Origin of the sequence: Enterobacter sp. NFIX59 (assembly GCF_900113755.1) — a bacterium.
GTDB lineage: Bacteria > Pseudomonadota > Gammaproteobacteria > Enterobacterales > Enterobacteriaceae > Enterobacter > Enterobacter pseudoroggenkampii.
This window is the reverse complement of the sequence record NZ_FOQN01000001.1, coordinates 176,534-196,552: the sequence shown is the minus strand read 5'-3', so window position 1 is coordinate 196,552 and position 20,019 is coordinate 176,534. Positions and strand designations below refer to the sequence as shown.

21 protein-coding genes are annotated in these 20,019 nt (G+C 53.0%); 6 read left to right on the top strand and 15 right to left on the bottom strand.

Annotation, left to right across the window (positions count from 1 at the left end):
• Nucleotides 1–2 precede the first annotated feature (2 nt).
• The 10 genes from BM007_RS00950 to BM007_RS00905 form a co-directional block, all read right to left on the bottom strand.
• Nucleotides 3–551, bottom strand: coding sequence for an RBBP9/YdeN family alpha/beta hydrolase (locus BM007_RS00950; RefSeq protein WP_090416801.1), 549 nt, complete (start codon nt 549–551; stop codon nt 3–5).
• A gap of 27 nt (nt 552–578) precedes the next feature.
• Complete coding sequence (citG, locus tag BM007_RS00945; protein ID WP_090416799.1) at nt 579–1,454, bottom strand: triphosphoribosyl-dephospho-CoA synthase CitG; 876 nt, start codon at nt 1,452–1,454, stop codon at nt 579–581.
• Complete coding sequence (citX, locus tag BM007_RS00940) at nt 1,429–1,968, bottom strand: citrate lyase holo-[acyl-carrier protein] synthase (protein ID WP_090416797.1); 540 nt, start codon at nt 1,966–1,968, stop codon at nt 1,429–1,431. The genes citG and citX overlap by 26 nt, the downstream gene beginning before the upstream one ends.
• Nucleotides 1,969–1,973: 5 nt before the next feature.
• Nucleotides 1,974–3,494 carry a citrate lyase subunit alpha gene (gene citF, locus BM007_RS00935; RefSeq protein WP_090416795.1) on the bottom strand — a complete coding sequence of 507 codons (1,521 nt, stop codon included), beginning with the start codon at nt 3,492–3,494 and terminating at the stop codon, nt 1,974–1,976.
• Between the two features lie 28 nt (nt 3,495–3,522).
• On the bottom strand, nt 3,523–4,398 hold the full coding sequence (gene citE / locus BM007_RS00930; RefSeq protein ID WP_090416793.1) for a citrate (pro-3S)-lyase subunit beta: 876 nt from the start codon (nt 4,396–4,398) through the stop codon (nt 3,523–3,525).
• A complete protein-coding gene (citD, locus tag BM007_RS00925) occupies nt 4,398–4,688 on the bottom strand; it encodes a citrate lyase acyl carrier protein (protein ID WP_032647419.1) in 291 nt (96 codons plus the stop codon). The genes citE and citD overlap by 1 nt, the downstream gene beginning before the upstream one ends.
• Nucleotides 4,689–4,712: 24 nt before the next feature.
• Complete coding sequence (gene citC, locus BM007_RS00920; RefSeq protein WP_090416792.1) at nt 4,713–5,780, bottom strand: [citrate (pro-3S)-lyase] ligase; 1,068 nt, start codon at nt 5,778–5,780, stop codon at nt 4,713–4,715.
• Nucleotides 5,781–5,798: 18 nt separating this feature from the next.
• On the bottom strand, nt 5,799–6,662 hold the full coding sequence (locus BM007_RS00915; protein ID WP_090416791.1) for a fumarylacetoacetate hydrolase family protein: 864 nt from the start codon (nt 6,660–6,662) through the stop codon (nt 5,799–5,801).
• 70 nt (nt 6,663–6,732) lie between these two features.
• A complete protein-coding gene (locus BM007_RS00910) occupies nt 6,733–7,977 on the bottom strand; it encodes an MFS transporter (RefSeq protein ID WP_032647424.1) in 1,245 nt (414 codons plus the stop codon).
• Between the two features lie 73 nt (nt 7,978–8,050).
• A complete protein-coding gene (locus BM007_RS00905) occupies nt 8,051–9,139 on the bottom strand; it encodes a 4-oxalomesaconate tautomerase (protein WP_090416789.1) in 1,089 nt (362 codons plus the stop codon).
• A 154-nt stretch (nt 9,140–9,293) separates the two neighbouring features.
• Here BM007_RS00905 and BM007_RS00900 point away from each other — a divergent pair, with 154 nt between their 5' ends.
• A complete protein-coding gene (locus BM007_RS00900; protein ID WP_090416788.1) occupies nt 9,294–10,223 on the top strand; it encodes a LysR family transcriptional regulator in 930 nt (309 codons plus the stop codon).
• 38 nt (nt 10,224–10,261) lie between these two features.
• Here the strand turns inward: BM007_RS00900 and nhoA are convergent, their stop codons facing one another.
• On the bottom strand, nt 10,262–11,107 hold the full coding sequence (gene nhoA / locus BM007_RS00895) for an N-hydroxyarylamine O-acetyltransferase (protein WP_090416786.1): 846 nt from the start codon (nt 11,105–11,107) through the stop codon (nt 10,262–10,264).
• 108 nt (nt 11,108–11,215) lie between these two features.
• On the opposite strand from nhoA, the gene BM007_RS00890 reads away from it, so the two are divergent.
• The 3 genes from BM007_RS00890 to BM007_RS00880 all read left to right on the top strand — a co-directional run bounded on the left by BM007_RS00890 (nt 11,216) and on the right by BM007_RS00880 (nt 12,702).
• On the top strand, nt 11,216–11,788 hold the full coding sequence (locus BM007_RS00890) for a flavin reductase family protein (RefSeq protein WP_033145657.1): 573 nt from the start codon (nt 11,216–11,218) through the stop codon (nt 11,786–11,788).
• 126 nt (nt 11,789–11,914) lie between these two features.
• Nucleotides 11,915–12,277 (top strand): hypothetical protein, encoded by a 363-nt coding sequence (locus tag BM007_RS00885; protein ID WP_024909588.1) that lies wholly within the window; start codon nt 11,915–11,917, stop codon nt 12,275–12,277.
• A complete protein-coding gene (locus tag BM007_RS00880; protein WP_090416784.1) occupies nt 12,277–12,702 on the top strand; it encodes a DUF3828 domain-containing protein in 426 nt (141 codons plus the stop codon). The genes BM007_RS00885 and BM007_RS00880 overlap by 1 nt, the downstream gene beginning before the upstream one ends.
• 77 nt (nt 12,703–12,779) lie before the next feature.
• On the opposite strand, the gene fusA is transcribed toward BM007_RS00880, so the two are convergent.
• Nucleotides 12,780–14,879, bottom strand: a complete 2,100-nt coding sequence (fusA, locus tag BM007_RS00875) for an elongation factor G (RefSeq protein WP_032647431.1) — start codon at nt 14,877–14,879, stop codon at nt 12,780–12,782.
• A 160-nt stretch (nt 14,880–15,039) separates the two neighbouring features.
• Between fusA and BM007_RS00870 the strand changes: the two genes are divergently transcribed.
• On the top strand, nt 15,040–15,342 hold the full coding sequence (locus BM007_RS00870; RefSeq protein WP_024909591.1) for an ArsR/SmtB family transcription factor: 303 nt from the start codon (nt 15,040–15,042) through the stop codon (nt 15,340–15,342).
• 58 nt (nt 15,343–15,400) lie between these two features.
• Here BM007_RS00870 and BM007_RS00865 read toward each other — a convergent pair whose 3' ends face one another.
• Nucleotides 15,401–15,856 (bottom strand): GNAT family N-acetyltransferase, encoded by a 456-nt coding sequence (locus BM007_RS00865; RefSeq protein ID WP_090416782.1) that lies wholly within the window; start codon nt 15,854–15,856, stop codon nt 15,401–15,403.
• Nucleotides 15,857–16,020: 164 nt separating this feature from the next.
• Here BM007_RS00865 and BM007_RS00860 point away from each other — a divergent pair, with 164 nt between their 5' ends.
• On the top strand, nt 16,021–17,499 hold the full coding sequence (locus BM007_RS00860) for a MocR-like pyridoxine biosynthesis transcription factor PdxR (RefSeq protein ID WP_090416780.1): 1,479 nt from the start codon (nt 16,021–16,023) through the stop codon (nt 17,497–17,499).
• A gap of 26 nt (nt 17,500–17,525) precedes the next feature.
• Here the strand turns inward: BM007_RS00860 and BM007_RS00855 are convergent, their stop codons facing one another.
• Together BM007_RS00855 and BM007_RS00850 are read right to left on the bottom strand one after the other, a co-directional pair.
• On the bottom strand, nt 17,526–18,161 hold the full coding sequence (locus BM007_RS00855; protein WP_024909594.1) for an ECs1377 family protein: 636 nt from the start codon (nt 18,159–18,161) through the stop codon (nt 17,526–17,528).
• A gap of 121 nt (nt 18,162–18,282) precedes the next feature.
• Nucleotides 18,283–19,614, bottom strand: coding sequence for a 2-hydroxycarboxylate transporter family protein (locus tag BM007_RS00850; protein ID WP_033145663.1), 1,332 nt, complete (start codon nt 19,612–19,614; stop codon nt 18,283–18,285).
• Between the last annotated feature and the right edge of the window lie 405 nt (nt 19,615–20,019).

The window sequence follows — 20,019 nt, the reverse complement described above, 5'->3', positions numbered from 1 at the left end:
AGCTAAAGTTGTTCACAAAATTCGGTTAATCGTTCGAGTCCGTAAGGCCATTCGCCAAAACCGGACTCAGAATTAATATGTCCGGCCTCACCGATATCGATGAGATGGCCGCGCCAGCACGTTGACCAGTAGTGAGCGCGTGCAAAAGGCATCAGAGGATCGTCTCGGCTGGCAAATATCATGCAGGGGACGGGTAATGGCGTTGGCTGAATGACCTCTTCGAGGCCGAAAAAAGCGGGTTCAGCCGGTGCGACCATCACCACCCCGGCGACGTTTACCCGCCGCGTTTGCAGCAGCCGACATGACGCCAGCGCGCCAAAGCTGTGGCCGACGAGGATGGCGGGCAGCGGGCACATTGCCAGCTCGCGGGTAATGGCGGAGACCCAGTTTTCGATATCGGGCTCAAACCAGTTTTTCTGCTGGATCCGTTTCCAGAAGGAAAAACGCCGCCCCCAGCAGCTTTGCCAGTGATGTTCATCGCTGTCTCTGAGACCCGGGACCAGAACAAGGGTATAACCCTTACTGAGCTGCTGCAGGCGTTGTTCAATCATGACGTTTTCCTGTTACGCTATTCGCGATTACTCGGGTGGAAATTGCGACAATAACCAGCCAACGGAAATAAGATCGGCGCTACCGCCGGGGCTTAAATTGCGTTTGATAAATTCCGCGTCCATTCTGAGCAGCGCGATAACTAATTTATCCGCCGTGAGACGTTTTATTTTTAATAATCGCCTTGAATAACGTCTGGCATAATTCAGCCCTTCAATTCCGCCTCGGGAAACCAGATTGGTATCCGGATTCGCCGCCATCAAACCCAGCAGCATTCTCAAGAGCGCCACGTCTTCGGATTCGCCCTGACCTGACGCGGTGCGCAGGTGCGGGAGACCCGCCTGGCGAACGGTGATAAAACCGCTGGCCGCTTCCCCTCTCGCCCCGGTAAACCCGTATGTCTGGAACTGCTGCTCGCCCTTCGTTCTGGCGATACCGGTCGTTTTCAGCTCCTGTTCAACGATGCCGGTACAGATAATGCGGGTCTCGCGGCATAAGCTGCGCTGCGTAAGCATTTCATCCCTTTGCGTCAGACGTCCCGCCGCGGCACACAGCAGCCCCAGAGAGAAGATCCCACCTTTATGGGTATTCACCCCGCCGGTGGCGTCAAACATCGCCTGCTCGCAGGCCAGACCGGTCGGTCTTATGGCCCGCATCGTTTGCGGGCCAGTCAGATGAGCCGTCTCTCTGCCAACGTTAAAGAACGTCGAGAACCAGGGCGCAATCGCCGCGATACTCGTTATGAAAAGCGCAAAATCCATGTCGCGATGCGCCCCGCTGTTTACGCGATCCACCAGACCCGGCTTCGGGGTTAAGCGAATTTCCCGATACATGGCCTCGGTAGCCAGCTCAGCGAAGGTGCGCTGAACCTCTGGCGCATTACATCTGGCAAGCGAAGTAGTCATCGGTTAACGCCTCGATTACGCGCGTGAGTTCGGCCTGCGAATGACGGCGGGCACGAGAGCAGACATGAGCGGGTTCATGACAGATAAAGCATCGGCGCATCGGCTGCTGGATGGCGTTTCTTTTCAACAGTCCCGTCTTCGGACAAAACACGTCGATATCCCACAGGCGTCCCAGAGGATGGTTATCTTCCAGATGCGCCGTGACGTGTTTTATCATCCACGCGGGTGCCGACACCGACCAGAGCGCTTCTGGCCCCGTGACCGGCTGCAGGATCTGATGCCGACAGACCGTCCACTGATGCGTACGGAATACCTCGCCGAGCGCCTGATTCGCGACGGCCATCACCCGTCTGGCCAGGTCGGTATCCTTCACCTCCCCCGGCCAGACCAGCGTGACGGATATAACCGTATGTTCTGACTGAAACAGCCACGCCTGCTGGCGACGGGCTCGCTGTTCTCTCGCGCTCAACACCTGTTCCACAGTGACTTTCACGTTCGAGGCTTTATCCGTCATGACGATTACTCCTTCACCTGACGAACCACGTCAATCACGCTGCCGTCGCGGTAGCGCACCACGCCGACGATCCGGTCAGTGAACTCAACAGGCTTGGGTTCACCCGAGATGAGCAGCGCCTTTTGATACAGGGCGTCGATGTCTACGACGGTCAGCCCGGCGTTAATCAGGCGTTCGCGAATTTCCGGGCGCGCCGGATTCACGGCAATACCGTGATCGGTAACCAAAACGTCAATACTTTCGCCCGGCGTCACCAGAGTCGTGACCTGCCTGACGACGGTAGGAATGCGGCTGCGGATCAGCGGGGCAACCACAATGGTGAGATTGGCCGCCGCGGCGACGTCGCAGTGTCCGCCCGACGCACCGCGCATCACGCCGTCGGAGCCGGTCAGGACATTGACGTTGAACTGAGTGTCCACCTCCAGCGCGCTGAGGATGACCACGTCCACCCTGTCGCAGCAGGCAGCTTTTGCAGCTGGGTTCGCATAGACGTTGGTGGAAATTTCCACGTGTTCGGGATTGACCGCCATAGAGGCTGCCGCCGCGCCGTCAAAGCTTTGCGTATCGAGGATCTTCTCGATTAACCCTTTCTGATGCAGATCGACAATGCTGCCGGTGATCCCGCCGAGCGCGAAGCGGGCAACGATATTGTGTTTGCGCATCCGGGTTTCCATAAACCGTGTACAGGCGGTTGACGCCGCCCCTGAACCGGTCTGAATCGAAAAGCCGTTGCGGAAATAGCCGGAGTGTTCGATAACGTCGGCAGCAGAGCGGGCAATCATCAGCTCGCGCGGATTACTGGTGACCCTGGCGGCACCTACGCTGATTTTTGCCGGGTCACCGACGCTCTCAATCTGCACCACATAGTCAACCTGATCCTGAATAATACTGGCGGGCAGGTTGGGGAACGGCTTCAGGGTTTCGGTAAGCAAAACCACCTTTCTGGCATATTTTGCGTCGACCATCGCATAGCCGAGAGAGCCGCACTGCGATGTGCCGCCGTTGCCGCTGGCATTGCCATATTCGTCGCTGCACGAGACCGCCAGAAACGCGACATCAATGGCAATTTCGCCCTTCTGAATCAAATTTACCCGCCCGCCGTGGGAGTGGATTTGTACCGGCTCGTCCATCAGCCCGTGCGAAATCGCATCCGCCAGTTCGCCGCGCATTCCGGAGGTGTAGATTTTGCCGATCACGCCATTACGTATGTGATCTATAAGCGGCGTATTGCAGGACATTAATGAGCTGGACGCGAGCGTGATGCCTTTCAGGCCGCGCTGAGCCAGTTTGTCCATCACGTAATTGATAACCTTATCCCCTTCGCGGAAGGCGTGATGGAAAGACACGGTCATGCCGTCATGCAGATCGCAGCGGGCCAGCACCTCGTCCACGCTGGCAAACAGTTTGCGCTGTGACTTTTGCTGGCTGTCAGCAAGATAAGGCGTCGTCGCGTTAGCGCCGCTGAAGGCGACGTATTCACGGCGAGAGCCAGGAATGTGATGCAGGGTTTCAGTTAGGTTTTTCATTGTTCATCCTGTCGCTTGCAATAGGGGATTACTGACGAATGCCGGAGGCATTTTTGCGTTCGATCACCACGCGGGCATGGTTGATGATTGGCGCATCGATCATTTTGCCGTTCAGCGAAATCACCCCCAGTCCGTTGCGTTCCCCCTCCTCTGCGGAGGCAATCACGCGCTCGGCGTAGTCCACTTCTTCCTGCGTTGGCGCGTAGGCGTTATGAAGAATTTCAATTTGGCGCGGATTAATCAGTGATTTTCCGTTGAAGCCCATCCGGCGGATGAGATCCACTTCTTTCAGGAAACCGGCCTCATCATTCACATCGGCGTATACCACGTCGAAGGCGTCAATACCGGCCCCGCGCGCGGCATGTAATACGGCGCACCGGGCATAGAAGAGCTCTGTCCCGTCGCCCCGCTCGGTTTGCATATCCATCACGTAGTCAAAGGCGGCCAGCGCAATACCCATTAACCGGTCGGAGGACTTCGCAATGGCGACAGCGTTAATCACGCCCACGGCAGATTCTATCGCCGCCATTAATTTGGTTGAGCCAACGGGACGTCCACAGGTTTCTTCGATGCGGACGATTTCACGTTCGAGCTGATGAATATCTTCCGGGGAGTCGGTTTTGGGTAAACGAATGACATCGACACCCGCCCTGACGGCGGCTTCGAGATCTTTTAATCCAAAAGGCGTATTCAAAGGATTAATTCTGACAACGGTTTCAATATCGTTGTACATAGGATGTTGCAGGGCATGAAATACCAGAAGACGGGCGCTGTCTTTTTCTTTTAACGCGACGGCATCTTCCAGATCAAACATAATGGAGTCAGGTTTATAGATAAATGCCGTCGAAAGCATGGCGGCACTTGAACCGGGAATAAATAACATACTGCGGCGTAACTTTTTCATTATAACGTTTCCCATGTAATGTCTTCCCGGGCCATTCCTCTGAGCAGAGCTGCCTGCACGCGGGCGCGGATCACGCAATCCAGCGCGCCTTTATCATCAACGACGATCAGCCCCTGCTCGATGTTGAACGAAGCCAGGGTTTCATTGACAACCTCTGTAATACGTTCGCCAAATTGCTTATACACTTCGCTCTGGATGACCACATCCAGCCCGCTCTCGACGGGACTCACCTTCACCATCAGGTCGCTGGACTCCAGCGTCCCCGCCATTGCGGCTTGCACAATTTTCATATCAATTTTCCTGTGATCATGCGGTTAAACCGCTGCCGACATCGGTTCGGATAAACAAGACTGATGCTGTACCTCTTTATTCAGAAACGCGCGCGTGGTGGCCGGCACCATACGGCTGGCGGCAGAGATTTTGTTTTCATTCAATAAACGACGAACGGCTGAAGCCGACACCGGAACATTATTGCCATCCGTTTTTCTTTCTATTTCGTGCACACTAATACGGGCCGCCGTACTCGTTTCATCTTCCAGCCAGCGATGCATCGCCCGGTTATACTCCGCGGTTAACGGGCAAAACGGTTCGGTACCGACAAAACGATGGTTAATATTCAGCGCGGGGGCGATGTAATTTCTGAAAAGCATGAGATCAATGGCAGCGTAGGCTTTATCAATAACCTGCTTATCCTTCAGGAAATAGCCCGGGAATGTGCCGCGGGAAATAATATACGCAGACCCCGGATGAACCGTGACATTAGGGAGATGCTGCGTTCCGTTCCTGACCATCGCAAACCGTTCTTTAAACGAAAAAGTGGAGACATCTTCCTGAACAACGAAAACATGCAGCCAGTCGCACTGGCGTGCCGCATGCTCGATCAGATATTGATGGCCCAGGGTGAATGGATTGGCGTTCATCACGATCGCGCCAATGTTTTTCCCCGGCACGAAATGATGGCGACGCAGCTGGCTGCAGTAACGATGAATACCGACCGGCGTATTCTCCATTAATGCCGCACAATTCTCGACTGTCACCAGCGGGTAAAACCCGCATCCGCGAAACGACTTTACGTTATCCGGGCAGGTAAAAAGAAAGAGCTGATGTTCGCCGTTTTGTGCCGCCAGAAGCTCGGCCTCATGAATTAACGTCAGGCTTAACGACGTGCCCCGCCACACGGCATCCACGGCAATGCACTTTAGCGTGTTACCCGCAATACCGGTGCAGGCAACAAGCTGACGCCGATCGCGCGCAACGATAAATTGCTCGATATCGTTATCAATGCCTAAACCGTTGCGGGCCAGAAAACAGGCAACCTCCTCTCTGGCCTTCGCGTTACCGGCGTTAATCACCTCAAATTCTGGCGCTGTGGCGGTGTACATCGTCTCTCTCCTGAGCGTTTAGACGGTCAATTCTTGCTGCTGGGGTTGCGCTTCCACGATGGTGTTCATCAGGCGGCCAATGTTTTCGATTTCGACTTCGACACGATCGCCATCGCGCATAAACAGAGGCGGATTACGTTTTTTCCCGACGCCACCGGGCGAGCCGGTGATAATGACGTCCCCGGCGCTGAGGGAGGTGAACGTACTGATATAGGCGATGAGATCCGCGACTTTGTGGATCATGCTGCCGGTGGAATCATTCTGAACCAGCATGCCGTTCAGCCAGGTGTGGATGGTCAACGCGTGAGGATCGGGGATCTCATCCGCCGTGGTCATATAGGGGCCGAAGGCGCCGGTCTGCTTCCAGTTTTTACCGGCGGTGAACCAGGCGTGCTGCCAGTCGCGGACGGAGCCGTCCATATAGCAGCTGTAGCCCGCGACATGGCTGAGCGCTTCTTTAGCGTCAATGCCGCTGCCAGACTTGCCGATGATGACAGCCAGCTCACCTTCATAATCAAATTCACTTGAGAGAACTGGTTTCATGACTGGCCGCGCGTGGCCCGTTTGCGAGTCTGGAAAACGAATAAAGAGCGTCGGCGCATTATTCGTCTCAGCAAACTCTTTTCGTTTTTCAGCGTAATTCATTCCCACGCAGAAAATTTTTCCAGGCTCTTCTATAACGGGCAGGAAGGTAATGTCTTCAGGCATAATATCCACAGGGTAATCGTGATATTGTCTGGCAACCTCGACCGCATCCCATTGAAGGAGATCTTTCAATGTCGCATATTGATGGCCGATTTTATTACCCAAATCGATAATGCCGTGTTGCGTATAAATCCCGTAGCTTTTGCGGCCCTGATGAATATAACTTGCTAATTTCATAATGATACCTGATTGATATTCGTACTCATTCTGTGTTCACACCCAGGGCGTGAACACATTGTCATGCTATTTATTCTGCTGACTGCGCTGGAACCAGTACCTGCTTATTACCGGATGCCAGATACGTAGCCACGACTACGCCAACGCCAAGTAATGCCAGAATAAATCCGGTCATTCCCTGCCAGCCCATTGAATGGAAGACAAAACCGTTGATAAAACCAATCACCGAACCGCCCATGTAGTAGAAGAATAAATAGAGCGCGACGGCCTGGCCTCTTGCGTGCGTGGCATTTTTACTGACCCAGCTTAAACCGATAGAATGGCAGCCGAAGAAACAGCCGGTAAAAATCACAGCGCCAACAATAAAGGTGACGACATTCGACGTCAGCGTCAGCAGCATCCCTAAGGCCATCACCAGGAACAGCACGCGCAAGACTTTCATTGCGCCATATTTTGCCGATAAACGACCAGCCTGTGGCGCCGTAAAGAAACTCAGGGCGAAGCTAAAGGAGAGCAGACCCGCGTTTGCCGGTGAAATATGGAACGGCTCGCCTTTCAGGAAGAAGGCCAGATAGTTATACAGTGAGGTAAATGCGCCGAAAATAATGAAGCTGATGACAAACGCCAGCGCCAGATTTTTGTTTTTGAAATGCGATGCCGCCCCTTTCACCATACGCATAACGTTAAGGTTCTGCGTAGGCGTAAAGTTTTTCGATTCCGGCAGCAGGAACTTCACCAGAATGGCAACTGCAATCAGACTGACCGCAAACCCGTAGAAGATCACATTGATTGAAACATGGTCGATCAGCTGGCTAGCCACAATACGCCCGGACATGCCGCCCATTGAGTTACCGAAAACAAAGTATCCCGTCACGATGCCTGCCGCCACCGGTGCGACCTCTTCGCTGATATAGGCCGTTGCTGCCGCTGCGATGCCGCTCAGTGCCAGACCAATCACCGCACGCAGCGCCACCAGCATTGCCCAGGATTGAACCAGCGGGCAGAGCAGCGTCAGAATGCCGCCCAACAGAAGAGAGACAATAATTAACCGCTTCCTGCCATAGTGATCGGATAATGTTCCGGTAAACAGCAGTCCAATTGCCAGCAATGCCGTTTCTGCGGATAAGATAATACTCACCTGGCTGACCGGGACATTATATTCCACAGCAAGCATCGGGAGCAGTGGTTGGATAAAAAACAACGAAGCCAGTTCCGCAAGCCCGGATAAAGCCAGGGCCAGAATCACGCGAATATTTGCGCTTGCTTTTGCCGGATCGGGTGCTTTCAGGGTATTGTTAGCATGCGTTAACGCCATAATAACCTCAGTATTATAGTTAAGGTACAGAATGTATTATTTAAGATGGTTAGTTTTTTATTTGAGACTTTATTCAATCAACTTCAGAGAGCATTTTTTCAGGTACGCAAACAACACCTTCAAATAACTTTCGTGAAGTTCGAATAACCGCTGCACGGGTATTTTCGATATTGTCATCCTCTCTTAGCAATGACACCGATATTTTTCCACTTGGGTGTTCAATATCGATAATGTTGGTAAAACATTCCTTTGGACGATCGGCAACAATTTTCGCGGCGACGGAGCCTTCAATAAGCGTCGCGGTCGAAATACCAATCGAGCCGGTAATCGCCAGTGATTTATGGCAGGTATGCGGCATGAAATAACGCACCTGAAGCGTTCCGCCGTTACGCGCCCGGCTAAGAAGAACCGGTTTAGGGATCACTTTGTTGGATACATCCCCTAAGCCCATCGCCGCGCCAGCCTGACGGCGCAGGTTCTCCAGCCTTTCCTTAAACCCCCTATCGCCATCTAATTCTGCAGGTGACTCCCCACCTGTTTTGCCCAGCGCCGACGCGTCAATCAAAACCATCGGCATCGCCATATCAATGCAGGTGGCTTCAATACCGTCGAACACGTTTGTCACGCTACCGGTCGGCAGCAGTTTTCCCGTTTTGGAACCCGCAGAATTCAGGAAGGTTAAGCCTATCGGTGCCGCAGTACCCGGGACACCGTCGATTTGAGTTTCGCCTTCATAAACGACGCGATACTCAGGCGTTTGTACTTCGGCATCGACCAGCGTTCCGGTGTTCAGATTGCGGATACGCACCGTCGTCACCGGGCTTTGCGCCTTTACCAGTCCCTTTTCAATGGCAAAGGGGCCCACGGCACAGAGCATATTGCCGCAGTTCGGCGTGGTATCAACGCGACGTTCGTTCACCATCACTTGTGCGAACAGATAATCCACATCCGCGTCCGGACTGTCGGACGGACTGACGATCGCCACCTTACTGGTTTGCGGACTTCCCCCGCCAATACCGTCAATTTCGAGTTCATGCCCAGCGCCCATCAGGCTGAGTAAAACTGCATCACGCGCTTCGGTTTCCGCTGGCAGGTCGCTGGCCAGAATGAGCGGGCCTTTTGAGGTACCGCCACGCATTAATACGCAAGGGATCTTTAACATGTCTTTTTCTCATTTCGCGTTTATCAGGAACGCAATTAGGTTTTCACACTCCTGTTGATAACTCTAATGTCGAAAAAAGCAGGATTAATACGCTTTGCGTATTAATAGCCCTTACGTTATCGTGGATTTAGGAAAACAATAATCAGGTGTGGATATGCAGCATGAATTACAGGGAATACAAGCGTTTGTAAAAATTGCAGAAATCGGATGTTTTACAAAGGCGTCTCAATTTCTTCACATTTCACAACCTGCTTTAACACGCAGAATTCAGAAGCTGGAAGAGAGCCTAGGGACAACACTGTTTGAACGTTCCACGCGCAGCGTTAAGCTCACAACTGTGGGACGGGAATTTTTACCTAAGGCAAAGAATTTAATCGATTTTTATGAAAGCTCGATCCTGAGTATTAAAGAGATGGCGACGCATCAGGCAGGGGTTATTACCGTTTCCTGTATTCCGACTGCCGCGTTCTATTTTCTGCCTTCCGTGATACGAGATTATAACAATGACTACCCAAACATCCGTATTCGCATACTTGAGCACAGCGCCAGCGATTGTCTCGAAGCGGTGTTAAATGGCGACGCAGATTTCGGCATAAATATGATAAACATCACACATCCTAATATCGATTTTGCGCCGCTGGTGAACGAACCCTTTGTCCTGGCATGCCGACGGGATAATCCGCTGGCAAAAAAACCGCTGGTCACCTGGGACGATCTTGCTGGCATGAAGCTAATTGGCGTCAGGCGCTCCAGCGGAAACCGTTCGCTTATCGATCAGGCTTTCGAAAAGATGGACTGGAAACCGAACTGGTTTTACGAGGTGCGTCATCTGTCAACGTCACTGGGAATGGTAGAGGCGGGTCTCGGGGTGTCTGTTGTGCCGAGTCTGGCGATGCCAACCGATGAACATCATGTCCTTGTCAGCCGCCCGCTGATAGAACCGGTTATCCGACGAACGCTGGGGCTGGTACAGCGCCGGGAAACCCCTCTCAGCCCGGCGGCGGAAAAATTCAGAGAGCTGCTTGTTCAACTTTGGTCAGCGGAAAACAACAGCCCGTGGATCGGCAAGTTTACTCAACTGTAAGCCATGATACGACAAAGGGGCTGAGGCCCCTTTCCGCATTATTTTCCCGCCTGAGGATGTGTATCGAAACCGGCCATCACCGCAGTCAACTCTGCAAGTGAAAAACCGTGCTTAGGATCGTCAACGCCCAGCCCAAAGCGTTCCCGCATCAACTGGTAAAGCGCCTCAGCATCCGGCAAGTGGATCTGCTCCTTCACATGGCCATTCTGCCAGTGGGTAAAGTTGAAGTTAGTTAACGTCAGCTTGCCGCCGTCAGGCAGATGGCGGCACATCAACAGATGATGACGGAAGTGCGACTGCGGCCAGTGCGCTGACCAGAAATTCCCCATCACGTAATCACTGAAATACTGTGTCGTCAAATCAAACTGGTACATCGACTGCCAGTGCTCGTGGTGACGGAACTGCAGCACCCAGTCGTTACCCTCGCTCAGCAGACGATACAGCCCGTGCGGCGTCTCTTGTTCTTCACTGGCGAGCAGACGAATCGGCGCCGTCAGCGTCTGGCCGCCAAACCCCACGTCCGCAATCCAGCGCTCGCCGTTAAGCTCAACCAGCAGCAGGCGATGCGTGCGCGGCGGCATTTGCGGTGGATTCGCTAATATCACGCGTCCCAGTACGCTACGCACGGTAAACCCGACCTCACGCAATACGCGTTCGAACAGACCGTTTTGCTCAAAGCAGTACCCTCCGCGGCGCGCGGAGACCAGCTTGTCGACCAGGCACCGATCGTCAAGCTGGATTTCGCGTGGCAGAACGACATCCATATTCTCAAAAGGGATCGCACAGTTGTGATGTAAATGCAGCGCGCGCAGGGTATCAATATCAACAGCGGTCGGTTGCGTCCAGCCGATGCGGGCGAAATAGGCGGTCAGGAATGGGGACATTAATCAGTTTCCTTTGATTGTGATGTTCTGTTTATAAACTAATTTTACGCACTCACTTTGATTTACGTGCTTTTTCGTCATACTCATCGATGTAGATGAGGAGATCCTATGAGCCACTTTCGCCCTGTTGAATTACGTCATGCCAGCCGTCTGCTGAACCACGGCCCTACTGTGCTTATCACCAGTCGGGATGAAAGCCTCGACAGACGCAACGTGATGGCCGCCGCATGGTCAATGCCCGTTGAGTTTGAGCCGCCGCGCATCGCAATCGTGGTGGACAAAAGTACCTGGTCGCGCGAGCTGATTGAACGCAGTGGGAAATTTGGCATCGTCATCCCCGGCGTGGCGGCGGCCAACTGGACTTACGCGGTCGGCAGCGTCAGCGGGCGCGATGAGGACAAATTCAACTGCTATGGGATCCCGGTGGTGAATGGCCCGGAGCTCGGCCTGCCGGTCATTGAAGAGAAATGCCTGGCGTGGATGGAATGCCGGTTATTACCCGTGACCTCCGCGGCAGAGAAATACGACACCCTGTTTGGCGAAGTAGTTTCAGCGGCAGCGGATGAACGGGCGTTTATCGCCGGACGCTGGCAGTTTGATGGGGATAAGCTCAATACCCTGCATCATCTTGGGGCCGGGACGTTTGTGGCGAGCGGGAAGATGGTGAAGGCGCTGGATTGATTGTTTAAATCATATATGGCTGAATTATATTAAATTTCTATGGCATTTTATGTTTACTCTTGCGTTGTAAAACGGAGGATATTTCCGGAGTTGCTGCATTAGCACTCTCCCGTTAAGGAAATATCAATGTCATGGAATAAAGATGGCGCAATCTCCTATGCCAAATCACACGCCCAACCGAAGAGCACCGGTTATTGTGCTCGCTACGTCACCGAAGCGATCAGAACGGGGGGAAAATTAAAAATTCCCAATACGCGTCTGGCAAAAGATATGGGGCGTACATTGGTCAACGCTGGATTCCGCCTGGTATACGATCAACCTCATGCCGGAGACGTAGCCGTTATCCAAAATATAGTGGGTCACGATAGCGGGCACGTTTGCATTTATGATGGCCAGCAGTGGATAAGCGATTTTGTACAACGCACCCTGTATCCGGGACAGGCTTACCGAAACATACAGCCTCATTACGAATTGTTCAGGCACGACTAATGAAAATACTCTGCTTTTTTCTTTTTGCCCTCTCTCCGTTCGCAGTCGCCCAAACTGACTATGCCCCAGGCCAGGCTGCGCTTAAATTCAATCAATGGTATATCGCTCAGCTGAATCAGGACAAACCACCAGTGCTGAATCCAGACATTATGAATGAATACGTTGCCTCTGGGACAATTGATGCAATTAAGGAGATGTACTCAGGAGACAGTAACGAAAAAGACATGCCCGATGCTGATATGTTCATCAAAACGCAGGACTGGGATGAAGACTGGAATCAGATAACCGTCTTACACTCTGATTTTGATGCCGTTTGCACAAACGTCTATCTCGCATTTGGTAAGAAACAAAATCACGTTGTAGCAGATTGTCTCGTTCAGGAAGAAGGGAAATGGAAAGTTCGATCGGCCACGCTGATCAAGTAATAATCGGATATGAAAGCCCTCTGCTACAGCGGCAAAAGCACACGGTAACCCAGCGGCTACCGTGTGCAATTCATTAACTACTTCGCACGCCGTGAAATAATCTCATCCGCAACATTCCGCGGGGCTTCCGCAAAATGATGGAACTCCATCGTATACGTCGCGCGTCCCTGGGACATCGAGCGCAATGTCGTGGCATAGCCAAACATCTCTGCCAGCGGCACGTCAGCACGAATAATCTGGCTGCCGTACTGCTCCGCCATCCCCTGCACCATGCCGCGTCGTGAAGAGAGATCGCCCATAATGTTACCGGCGTACTCTTCCGGTGTTTCCACCTCCACGTGCATGATCGGCTCAAGGATCACCGGATCTGCCCTGCGGGCGCCCTCTTTGAAACCGAGGATCGCCGCCATGCGGAAGGCCATCTCCGAGGAGTCGACATCGTGATACGAGCCAAACGTCAGCGTCGCTTTGACATCGACGACCGGATAGCCCGCCAGTACCCCGCTGTTCATTGCTTCCCGCAGTCCTTTCTCAACGGACGGGATATACTCGCGCGGCACCACGCCGCCCTTAGTGGCATCTTCAAATTTAAAACCACTTCCGGGCTCCAGCGGCTCCAGGCTCAGCACCACATGACCGTACTGGCCTTTACCGCCGGACTGACGGACAAATTTGCCTTCGATATCCTTCACCGTTTTACGCAGGGTTTCACGATAGGTCACCTGCGGACGACCAATATTTGCCTCGACGCCAAACTCACGTTTCATGCGGTCGACGATAATCTCGAGGTGTAGCTCACCCATCCCGGAGATAATGGTCTGGCCGGACTCTTCGTCAGTATGCAGGCGGAAAGACGGGTCTTCCGCTGCCAGACGCTGCAGCGCAATCCCCATTTTCTCCTGATCGCCTTTGGTTTTCGGCTCAATCGCCAGCGAGATCACCGGATCCGGGAACTCCATACGCTCAAGCGTAATGACGGCGTTCGGATCGGTGAGCGTGTCGCCGGTGGTCACGTCTTTCAGCCCGACACAGGCCGCGATATCCCCGGCACGCAGTTCGTCCACCTCGTGGCGATCGTTGGCATGCATCAGCACAATACGTCCGATACGCTCTTTCTTCCCTTTCACCGGGTTGTACACCGCGTCGCCTTTGCGCAGCACGCCAGAGTACACGCGGATAAAGGTCAGCTGCCCGACATACGGGTCGCTCATCAGCTTGAACGCCAGGGCCGAGAACGGCTCATCATCGCTCGGATGACGCTCGGCGTGCTGCCCTTTTTCATCCACGCCATCAATGGCCGGCACGTCCAGCGGCGACGGCATGAGCTCAATAACCGCATCGAGCATGCGCTGTACGCCTTTATTCTTGAACGCGCTGCCGCACAGCATCGGCTGGATTTCGCCCGAGATGGTGCGAATACGCAACCCTTTGATGATTTCCGCTTCCGTCAGGTCGCCCGTCTCCAGGTACTTATCCATCAGTTCATCGCTGGCTTCCGCCGCCGCAGAGACCATTTTTTCCCGCCATTCCCGGGCGGTGCTGACTAAATCATCCGGCACGGGCGCATAGGTAAACACCATGCCCTGCGTCGCATCGTCCCACAGAATGGTGCGCATCTTGATGAGATCCACCACGCCGGTGAAGTGATCTTCAGCACCCACCGGGATGACAATCGGCACCGGATTGGCCTTCAGGCGTTCCTGCATCATCCGCACGACGCGGAAGAAATCGGCACCCGGACGGTCCATTTTGTTGACGAAGGCCAGTCGCGGAACGTGATATTTATTGGCCTGACGCCAGACGGTTTCTGACTGCGGCTGCACACCGCCCACGGAGTCATACACCATCACGGCACCGTCGAGTACGCGCATGGAACGTTCCACTTCAATGGTGAAATCCACGTGCCCCGGGGTGTCGATGATGTTAATCCGGTGCGGCTCATATCCTCTGTCCATACCCGGCCAGAAGCAGCTGACCGCCGCGGAGGTAATCGTGATCCCGCGCTCTTGCTCCTGCGCCATCCAGTCAGTGGTTGCCGCGCCATCGTGTACTTCACCCAGCTTGTGGCTCATCCCGGTATAAAACAGGATGCGCTCAGTGGTGGTGGTTTTACCGGCATCGATATGCGCGGAGATACCGATGTTGCGATAACGTTCGAGAGGGATGGGTCGGGGCATGATATTTCCTTAAGTCTTATGACTTGTCTGTGACGACCAGGATGGTCGTGCATTCGTTCGTTTGCTATAATAGTCCTATTGTACGAGTATTATCGAACTATTTTTTAACGATTGACCTATTGTTGATATAGCTCAATCTGACGCCATACGCAGGAAAACGATGATCCCAAACCACCCTGAAACTGAACAAATACTGCTGGAAAATGTGCTGTTTGCCCTCGGCAACCCGCTCCGGCTGTCGATAATTCGCCGGCTGGCCGATGGCAGCGAACTCAGCTGTAACGCGCTGCGCCCGGAAGATGTGGTGAAGTCTACGATGACCCATCACTGGCGCGTATTGCGCGACAGCGGCGTGATCTGGCAGCGTCCGCAGGGACGAGAAAACATGATTTCATTGCGCAGAGAGGATCTGGATGCCCGCTTTCCGGGGCTGATGGCGATACTTTTACAGGCTAAATCATAAGAGCATATCGGGTTAAAGCCCCTTAATGATGTAAGGGGCATATCGTCAGCAAAGGGATTTACCTTACCTGCATACGATATTCAATCATTCCACTTTTTTTCGCAATCCAGTCGTACAATCGTTGCCCGCGATAGTTGGCTTCATGCGTATGCCAGTAAAGATGACTGGCATGATGTTTTCTGGCTTCTCTCTGAACATATTCTATTAACTGTTTGCCAATATGTTTGCCCCTGACAGCTTCGCAGACATATAAATCTTCGAGGTAGCAGTAATCGCTCTCAGCCCAGGTCGAACGGTGAAAGAGATAATGCGCAAAACCCACTATTTCTCCATTACATCGTGCCACCACGCAGAATAGCGGCTCAACGGGGCTGAAAAATCGTTGCCAGGTTCGTTCTGTAATCGCCCCGGACAGATCGACGTTGTAAAACGCCTGATATTTTCCCCATAGTGGCATCCAGCTTTCAAAATCACGTTCTTTAACTGCCTCAATTGTCACGATCGTACTGTTCATATTGCCTCTTCTCTCACCCGTTTATTCGTTTCAGGAAGAGTGTATTCGCTGAATGGCACGTTTTGCCCCGCCAATTCTCGCCATCAAAGCAGACCAATTTTTCATCCTGCTGCATGCAGTATTGCTTTAGAATCAAGAGACACAGAGGAAAAGTGGACAACGTAATGTTTAAGCACGCGCAGCTTGAAACGGTTAAGGCATGGATTATCGACCCCGCTAACGGATCGCTACCGCTTCATGAAAGGATCCAGAGAGCAATACGGACGCTGATACTGGAAGGGGTACTATCTCACGGTAAGGCCCTTCCTGCTTCACGCGCTCTGGCCGCTTCTCTCAGCGTTTCCCGGGATACCATAGAAGCGGCCTACTCCAGCCTGCATGCCGAAGGGTTTATTGAGAGACAAACAGGCAGAGGGAGCTTCGTCTCTTCCAGCGCGCGCTTTTTAAAACCCCATCCTCGACAGCATCAGCCAACCGCTGAGATACGAAAAGCAAAACTCAGCGTCCGAGGAAAGATCGTTTATGAAAGCGGCGGGATCCGCGAATTTTCCTCCCCTCGTCCCCTTGCGCCCGGCATTCCTGAAACCCGCATGTTTCCCATTTCAACCTGGGAGCGTCTTCAGCGACAGGTCCTGAAGGAGTTTCAGCATCAGGCATTAGAGCAAAGTCCACCACAGGGTATAGAGCACCTGCGACGGGCCATTGCGGAATATGTCAACCTGGAGCGCGGAACGCGTGCGAGGGCAGAACAGATCATCGTTCTGACAAGTTCTCAACAGGCGCTTGCGCTCTGTTCCCACGTGCTGATGGATGCCGGAGACGGGATTGTCATTGAAGATCCCTCCTATCAAGGGGCACACAAAGCGTTCAACGCCGCAGGACTTCGCTGCATTCCGGTTCCTCTTGATGAAAAAGGCATCTCGGTTGACGGTCTTAATTCTCTGACCGAGCCAGCCAGGGCGATATACCTTACGCCTTCTCATCAGTACCCTACCGGGGTGACGCTCTCTCTTGACCGACGACTGTCAGTTGTCAAATGGGCAAACCGTTACGGGGCCTGGATCATTGAGGATGACTATGACAGTGAGTTTCACTACGAAGGTAAGCCTATGGCCAGTCTTCAGGGGCTTGATACGTACAACCGGACAATTTATATCGGCACGTTCACCAAGTCTCTGTTCCCCGGGCTGCGTATTGCCTACATGATCGTTCCCTCAGAATTGACAGAGCCCTTTACCATGGCGAGGACATTGATGGATGGTCACACCGCCTCAATAACCCAGCTGACGCTGGCTAAATTTCTGGAGGGAGGCCATTTTGGTGCCTATGTTCGTAAGATGAGGAGTATTTACGTTGCTCGTCGCGACACGCTGGCAAGCCTGATGGATGCGTATCTTTCTGAGTATGTTGCGTGTGAAACACCAGCGGGGGGAATGCAAATGCCTTGTCATCTGAAACACGGAATATCCGAGAAAGAGATAGCAACCGCCGCTCGCCGTGCGGGTGTTGATATACTTGGGCTCACCGATTTATATGCAGGTCCCCCCGCGTCCACCGGTTTTTTGATGGGATTTGCTGCTTACACGGAAAGGGAAATAGAAGACGCTGTAAAAAAACTGGCCGCCATTTTCCGTCATGTTTGATGCGTCGACCGGTCAGCAGCGAATACTCATTCCGGGCGAGCAAGGCTATATACGGGGATCCGTCGGCTGGTCTTTGTCAGCGTATCAAAGACTTCGGTCTCCGACGTCACAATTCTCACGCCCATTTTCCTTAACCTCTGTACATCCGCCGCGATGCGCTGAATGCCAAACCAGAAAAGCCCGTCGAGTGCCGTCACAGACAGGCCGTTTTCCAGCGCCAGCTTGAGACGTTCCTTTGGGGCTTTGACCTGCTGGGCAATTTGCCTGTAAGGCACTTCATTACATCCTGTCGCGTCACTGCGCTGGATCCGCGTTTTCAGCTGATAGGTAAACTCGTCAGGTATTCCATCGAGATCCCTTTTCAGGCTATAGACGCAGCCAAAGCGCTTGCCGTTAAACAGAACATTTTTCTGACTGAGCTGAAGCTCTTTTCTGACAACGTCTATTAACTGGGGCGCACGGGTGAGAAGTAGCCTGAAGGGCAGCTCGAAGCTGGTGACGTAATCCACATTAAGCAACGCGAGACGCAACCGCTCCTCTGCCCCGGACTTTTGCTCACGACACTCTTCCATCACCTCCGCCCACTGGCGCGTCAGGCGCTCCGGCTCGGCGGCTTCGGTAAGGAGATATTTTTCAATCTGATAATCAACTCTTCCGGTCATCGTGTGGTATCCCGTCGCTGTGGATGCGGTAATTCTATACAGTACGGTGATATTTATAAAGGACTGAACCGCAGCGACATCCTGAAAATGTCGTTGCGATTCAGTATCCTGACGTTTCGAATCAGTGTGCCATAATCCAGCCCATCAGCAGCGTGGCGAAAATCACCGTCGACGCGCCGCCGATGCGGGTGGCGATCTGCGCGAACGGCATGAGCGACATCCGGTTAGACGCGGACAAAATGGCCACGTCCCCCGTTCCGCCCAGCCCGCTGTGGCAGCAGGTTACAATGGCCGCTTCCACAGGATACATATTCAGACGCGACGCGATAAAGTAGCCGCTCAGCGCCATCGCAATCACAACCGAACCGCATACCACCACGTATCCTACCGAGAACACCGACACCACGCTCTCAAGCGGCACGTATAACATCCCGAGGCCGATCATCAGCGGCCAGACCAGCGCAGCCGAGACGAATTTATAGCAACTGTGCGCGCCCTGCTCCATTGAGGCCGGGATCACCCTGAAGTATTTACACAGAACAGCAATCAGGATCATCAGCACCGGGCCCGGAATGTGGACCAGTTTTTCAAACAATCCGCCGACGATGAAAAATGCGCACACCATCAGTAACCCGCCGCCCATCAGATGAAAATCCGTCTGCTGCGTGCTTTGCGCTCCGGCAAACAGGCTGGCGTCGTCTTTACTCCGCGTGAGCATGCCATTTCCCGAAAGCGCAGGACGTTTCGCGCCGAGACGCGCCAGCGAGCCCGCACAAATAATGGCGAAGATATTCCCGACGACCGCAGCGGGTGCCAGCTGCGCAACGTACACGTCCGGCGTCTGCCCCAGTATTGCCGAATAGGCCAGGGACAGCGGCAAAATGCCCTCGCCAATTCCGCCGCCAATGATGGGCACAATGATGAAGAAGAAGGTGTGGTAAGGCGTATAACCAAACAGTGAGCCCACAATGAGGCCGCTCAGCACGGCCATGCATGTTCCCGCCACCAGCGGAACAAACATGCGCATCATCCCCTGGATCAGCAGCACCCGGTTCATCCCCAGAATGCTGCCGACCACCAGGCAGGCAATCACGAAATAGAGCAGGTTCGCCTCTTTCATCAGCAGATGCACGGTATCAAGGGTATGTTTCCCGAATACACCAAAATAGACCAGCACGGAGGGCACCATCAGGCACAGGATCGCCGGGCCGCCGATATCTTTCAGCACCGGGATTTGACGCCCTACTTTCGCAAACGCGAAACCGAGGGTCATGATCACCGCGAGGCCACCTATCATATTTTTTGGCAGCAGCCCTGCCCAGGCGGATGTCGCCACAATCGCGGCAATCCCGACGAACAGCATCAGCGGGACCGTACCCACCTCGGTATTGTTGAGCCCAAAGGCAAAACGCGAGGTAGACAGCTCAGAAGTCGGTACAGGATTATCTTTCATATAATCACCTGAAAATTGTGTTCGGATATACAGAGAAAGGAATAACTGAAACTATTCCTGATACGAAAAAATGTTCTTAAATATAAATAATGATTTAGATGGCCTTTTCTAAAAACAGGCTCAGGGTGAAATTATCACGGACCTGCAGGGAGAAATGTGAACAATTCGGCTCTTTGCCTTTAAATAACTTAATTCAGCATTAAGTAACTAAAGTTATTTATGGCAACTCATGTCGCATTCTTGCGTCTTATCAATTTTTAACGAAAGTATTACTTATCCAACTAATGCAATCTTTTTGAAATTAATAAAACCAGAGAGAGTGTGACACTTGTCACTCCTGCCCTGCTATCTAAGCGCTAGATTAGCGCTGCAATAAAACACATAAAATACCCTACAGGAAATACT